This window comes from Moorena sp. SIO2C4, assembly GCF_010672485.1.
In the GTDB taxonomy this organism is placed as follows: domain Bacteria; phylum Cyanobacteriota; class Cyanobacteriia; order Cyanobacteriales; family Coleofasciculaceae; genus Moorena; species Moorena producens.
On sequence record NZ_JAAHGN010000723.1, the window covers coordinates 1 to 3923 of the forward strand.

Annotated in this window: 3 protein-coding genes; 1 reads left to right on the top strand and 2 read right to left on the bottom strand. The window is 44.0% G+C overall.

The window, feature by feature from the left end; all coding sequences use genetic code 11:
* The first annotated feature begins 214 nt into the window (after positions 1-214).
* A complete protein-coding gene (locus F6K20_RS27890) occupies positions 215-895 on the top strand; it encodes a hypothetical protein (protein ID WP_131827039.1) in 681 nt (226 codons plus the stop codon).
* A gap of 443 nt (positions 896-1338) precedes the next feature.
* Here F6K20_RS27890 and F6K20_RS27895 read toward each other — a convergent pair whose 3' ends face one another.
* Complete coding sequence (locus tag F6K20_RS27895; protein ID WP_287263428.1) at positions 1339-2268, bottom strand: hypothetical protein; 930 nt, start codon at positions 2266-2268, stop codon at positions 1339-1341.
* A gap of 870 nt (positions 2269-3138) precedes the next feature.
* A partial coding sequence (locus tag F6K20_RS27900) for a D-alanine--D-alanine ligase family protein (protein WP_287296847.1) occupies positions 3139-3923 on the bottom strand: 785 nt, incomplete at its 5' end.

Here is a 3923-nt window from a genome sequence, read left to right on the forward strand (position 1 = left end):
TAATAAAACAAGTAAGTATTGGTTTAATCTATGTTACGTCAGCTGACCGCTGACCGCTGACCGCACCTCAAGCAGCGTGCGCGTAGCGCATATGCTTACTCCCTAAGGAATATCTAATCTGTTTATACCTATGCCTATGCGATTCTACCAGTTTTTAAGTCAAACAGTTCGCTCACTTTACTCTAATAGGCAGGGGACTGTACTCCTAATGCTAATGGCATTGTGTGTCAGTTGCTCCCAAAAAAAATCCCCTGACCTTGAGTTAGAACTCAGTGTGAAACCGGCCAGTCGTCCTGGTGCGTATACTGTATCGGGTACTAGTAATCTACCTGACCAAAGTCAAATTGCTGTAGCTGCTATTCGCTATTTGCGTCCGACACAACAGCCTTTATTTGGTTCTAACCCCCTAGGCACTTATTCGATTTTGGATCGCCAAGTTGTTGAAGTAAACGAGCAGGGTCAATGGCAAGCTAGGCTTAACCTATGGGAGGTAGCACCAGATGGTCGCCTTCAGGAAGCTTGGCAAATCAATCAATCACAAGGACGATTCTCGGTTAGCCCCAATAATAGTGTCTCTTTCTTAGCTACCTATGAGCCCTATGGTCACCTAGGAAGGGCTGAAGAGCAACAGCCGCAGATTCCAGAGATGGAAGGTGACCTCGTCCGATTTAATAATGATGGTCAACCTTACGTAAAGGCGAGTTACACCCTACCGATAGCGCTACCTAGTGGCAGGAAATCAGTACCTAGCATTAGGGCAGCAGAACGCAATGGTGGCTGGGGAAACCGCTCAGAACTTAAACCCCAACCATCGGTTAGTGGTAGTATTCGCCCACAAACCAATTTAAAAAATCAAAACAATACTCCACTCTCGCCGTCAGAGTTTTTCCGATAAGACAAAACCTTTATCTTGGTTCATAGTTCATGGTCATGGTTCATGGTTGGTCACTATCAAGCCTGAACCATGAATAATATTAATAATAATACTAATTATAATACTCAGCCACACTGTGCAGGCTCTTACTGAAATACCCTAACAGTTTTATTTAATTAGCGCTATGGTCGCGTTTTGTTGGCGCTTTTTGTGGAAACGCTCACGGTGATCTCAATCGTGACAATCTAGTAATTGGCGAATGCCAAATTAGTCCATCGATAAATCGAGGTTACAATTATAGATTCGGAAGGCAGAAATGGTCAACCAAATTCAGCAATTTTAACTAATTACCAACAGTAAACTATTTATACATAACTATCTGGAGTCAATTCCAGTAGATGCTTTTTAGCTTATGGTTGGATCAGGATGCACCCTAATCGTCTATCAACTTGTCTTAAAAGTTCTTAACCCTTGACAGACCAGGACTTAACAAGTTGTTTGGATGGGTGATTCGCTACAGGTACCTCAATCCCTCGACTTCTCTGTGTGCCATCAAGGGCGGATTGTAAAGAAGCCATCTGAGCCATAATTGTTTGAAGTTGAGTGTTGAGTTGCTCCAGCTGCTCAGGTTTTGGTGAACTCACCTCAATAGGTTGGGTGACTACAGGTTTTGTGCGCACAAAACCTAAAAACGTTTGTGCTGAGGCAAACTTCTGGGTTACATCCTCTACAGACCTTGTCGGGGCTGTTATGGAAGGCTCTTCAACAAAATTCGACCTAGTCACTAGAGTTTCAAAGACTGGCTGGGATTCAAGGCTGTTATCCCGAGTTTCTATAACGTTTTCTATAACTTTGTCCGTAACGTTTTCCGGAACCTTTTCCGTAACGTTTTCTATAACTTTGTCCGTAACGTTTTCCGGAACCTTTTCCGTAACGTTTTCTATAACTTTGTCCGTAACGTTTTCCGGAACCTTTTCCGTAACGTTTTCTGTAAATGTTTTCGGGGTTTCTGCCTCATCTATAAAATCAGTGAGTCCAGAAGCTGCCAAACTCGACAGAGAAAGCTTAAGGTCTTCTAATTCTTTTTCTTTTGCCTGGATACCCTCAGCTAGAGTGGAAACTTTGTCCTGAGTTTGAGCAAATTTATGGGAGGAGTCTTGCCACCCTGAAATTGCCAAACTGGCTACACCGACTCCCAAACTCAAGGCTCCAACCAAGCCTAGGTAAGGGGGAGCAAGATCCTTAACTTCACCATCCATCCACTGTTCTCCCTGAATGCGAATGGAAACTGGTTGTGAGCCAAAAATTGCTACTGGTAAGGACAGTACTGACAAGACCGCTGCTGCAAGAAGAACGGGTTTGAAAAGGAATTTATTCAGAGGAGAGCCTGACATGTTTTATAGTTAACTGTTAAAACTACTCGTGTTACTATTTACCTCAAGGGCTGTGAGAGAAATTCCGCATAGTACGGTTTTTTGACTCTGGCTAGCATCTTGGCTTTTAAGTAGTGACCTTGAGAAACTGCATGCTTTGAGTACCTGACTTTTTGCTTCTTCTAAAGTTAACCATGTCTATCAGCCATTTTCCGTAAATTACTTGTGAATAGTCCCAGCAGATTGTAAATTTTCTGTGAACTCTTTATAAAAGTTAGCTTATATAGGCTATTTTAGCGCAAAAATGGAGGCAATCAGAATAAAACAACCGTTTTTAGCCAAATATCGGGATTAAATTGCTCTAATTAGCCAAAAAGCCAGCTTCAGCTAGCTTTTTTAGGTAGCTACTAGTGGGAAGTCTAATCCCTCCGATCGGTCACTTGTAGGGTAAAATCACTAATACCCAAATCATCGTGTCACCAATGAACACCCTGATCAGGAATCGGTTAAGGCCATTGAGAGCAATTTAGATAACAATTTAGATTTAGATAACGCTGATGGTGGTATGATTTCATCACCAAGACTACATGCGATCGCTAACTCGGGAGTGGCACTCTTCTTGCGGAAAAGTTAAACCTTACTTACTCATAATAGCAGTTCTCAATTGGCTGAGGTACCTCGTCCTGGGTTAATGGGAATAGGGAATAGGGAATAGGGAATAGGGACTAGGGAATACCTAGGCAGCACTGTCTTGGGGAGCTAGTTGCTAATCTGACTCCCCATCTCCCCACACCTCCCACACCTCCCACACCTCCCACACTTCCCATATTATCCCCATTTCCCCACACCTGCCGCGCCCCCGCCTCAGACTATTTCCTGATCCAAAGTTCCCTATTCCCTACACGCAGCCTTATAAATTAACTTTTCATCAATCGCTGTCATCAACAACTCATTTACAGATATCCCCGATGCTTTCGCCATAGAGGCAATCACACTTTTATTAGAAAAAGAGCAATACAGACCTGCTTCTAGAAACCAAGGTTGCCCTTGTGGGTCAATGCGGAAGTCAAAAAGACTGTAGTGGCGACAGCCCAACGCCTGATGACACATCTTGGCTACTTCCTGAACTGGCTTGGTTACAGGGTCCCTAGGGTCTAGCATCCAAGCCTTAACACCATCCTTAGCAGTCAAACTCAAGTCGCCATCTTCTGTTCGTTTTAGTTTATCCTCATAGTCGCGAATCGGGTGGTCATGGGGATTCACCAGATACTCTTCCAGGGGTAAACCCACTAACTCGCCGTCCTTGACAAGGATTCCACATCTAACTTCCCGACCCAGTTCGATGTACTCTTCGACTAAGACCTCATCTGAATGTTCAAACGCTGTTTTCAGGGCAGCGTCATAGTCAGCGACATTTTTGACTAAAGTCACCCCACAAGAATTGTCAGAACTAGCAGGTTTGATCACTACTGGCGGCTTAATGGTGGGAATGTCTCCCTGGCGAAGTAGTTCTCCAAAAGGTACTTTAACTCCTGCCGCTGCCACAATCGCCTTAGCTCTGGCTTTATGGGCAGTTAGTGCCATCAAATCTGGGGTATTGCCCACATAGGGAATATTAAGCAGATCGAATAGGGCGCGGTATTCAGTCATGCCAGGAATGCAAAACATTTGTGGCA

Bases quoted from the DNA above. Each gene is read 5' to 3' on its own strand.
- F6K20_RS27890 (WP_131827039.1), top strand. From the start codon at position 215: ATGGCATTGTGTGTCAGTTGCTCCCAAAAAAAATCCCCTGACCTTGAG.
- F6K20_RS27895 (WP_287263428.1), bottom strand. From the start codon at position 2,268: ATGTCAGGCTCTCCTCTGAATAAATTCCTTTTCAAACCCGTTCTTCTT.